This window comes from Tepidimonas sp., assembly GCF_046292505.1.
Taxonomy (GTDB): domain Bacteria; phylum Pseudomonadota; class Gammaproteobacteria; order Burkholderiales; family Burkholderiaceae_C; genus Tepidimonas.
On the sequence record NZ_JBKBQX010000102.1, the window covers coordinates 1 to 1182 of the forward strand.

2 protein-coding genes are annotated in these 1182 nt (G+C 61.5%); both read left to right on the forward strand.

The features are described from left to right. On the forward strand, positions 1–522 hold a 522-nt coding region (locus ACK4TH_RS11975; RefSeq protein WP_409626762.1), incomplete at its 5' end, for a hypothetical protein. Continuing rightward, a partial coding sequence (locus ACK4TH_RS11980; RefSeq protein WP_409626764.1) for a hypothetical protein occupies positions 519–1182 on the forward strand: 664 nt, incomplete at its 3' end. The genes ACK4TH_RS11975 and ACK4TH_RS11980, both read left to right, overlap by 4 nt.

Below are 1182 nucleotides of genomic sequence, written 5' to 3' on the forward strand. Positions count from 1 at the left end.
ATGCGTCAAGCCATACAGGACGCAGCGGTCGCGTACTACACGGAAAAGGTATCGTCCAACCCGAAGTCAAGGTTCGACAGCGACGAGTTTGAAACGGCTATCAACGCCGTACTCGGCGGGACGAAAGGCAAACCGGCTCTCGGCGAAGTCAACGGCGCGGTAACTGTGCTGCCGGAAAACCTGACAGCGCGTGAAGTCGAAGACGCGTTCGGCCGTATGAATGAACAGGATTGGGCCAACATGTCGGTTCACAAGACACCGCCGCGCTACGGCGACGGCTCGCCTGTTTCTGCTTTCGATCTGGAAAAGGAAGCGAACCTACGCCCCATCGGCGGCAATCAGTATCTTGTCGTCATGGGCGACGGAACGTACCTGACCACGGGAAAGCCGTTGGCAAACGGGCGCATGCAGCCCTACGTGCTGGCACTTGACGACAAGAACGTCCGGCAAGTGCTTGGGCGTCCGCGTCGCATGTCGGATAGCGAACGCGCCATCGGCGCGATGTTCGGGGGTACGCCGTGAGCTTCTTCCGTGAAGCCTATGACGGCGCGCTGTCGGTAGCGCCGGAGCAAGTCAGCGGCGGCCAGCCCATCGGCTTCATGGAAGCGTTCGGCATGGCCTACGAAGCGCAGACGCGCGCAGCGTCGCTTAACGGCCTTGAGCAAAAGTTCTGGGAGGCGGAGCAAGAGCAAATCCGCGCCGTCCGTGAACGCGGCGGCAGGCATCCCAGCTTAAGCGGTGTCGATTACAACTGGACGGCCGGTTCCGGCGAACCGTTGCCGGTCGGCAAGCGCTTGAACGGCTACCTGGACGCGGCACGCTACTTCGTCGAGGGCGGTACGCCGGATCGCGCGCAGCAGATTGAGCAATATGACGCGCACATCATGAAGCTGCGCGAAGAACACCCCGACCTACAACTTAAGACGTCGCGTGAGATGTTTGACGATCTACGCGATAAAGCGCGTAAGGCGGAGGAGAAATGGTCACTCGCCAACACAACGGCGATGGGCACGGCAGGCGGCTTTCTCGGCGGTATGGCTGGCGCTATGGACCCGGCTTACGATCCGTTTAACGTGGCGACACTTGGCGTCGGCGGCATCGGCAACATGTCGCCAAAGCCGTGCCAGGCATCTTCACCGTCGGACGTCTGCACGCCGTCGGCGTCGGTGCGCTTGAGCACCC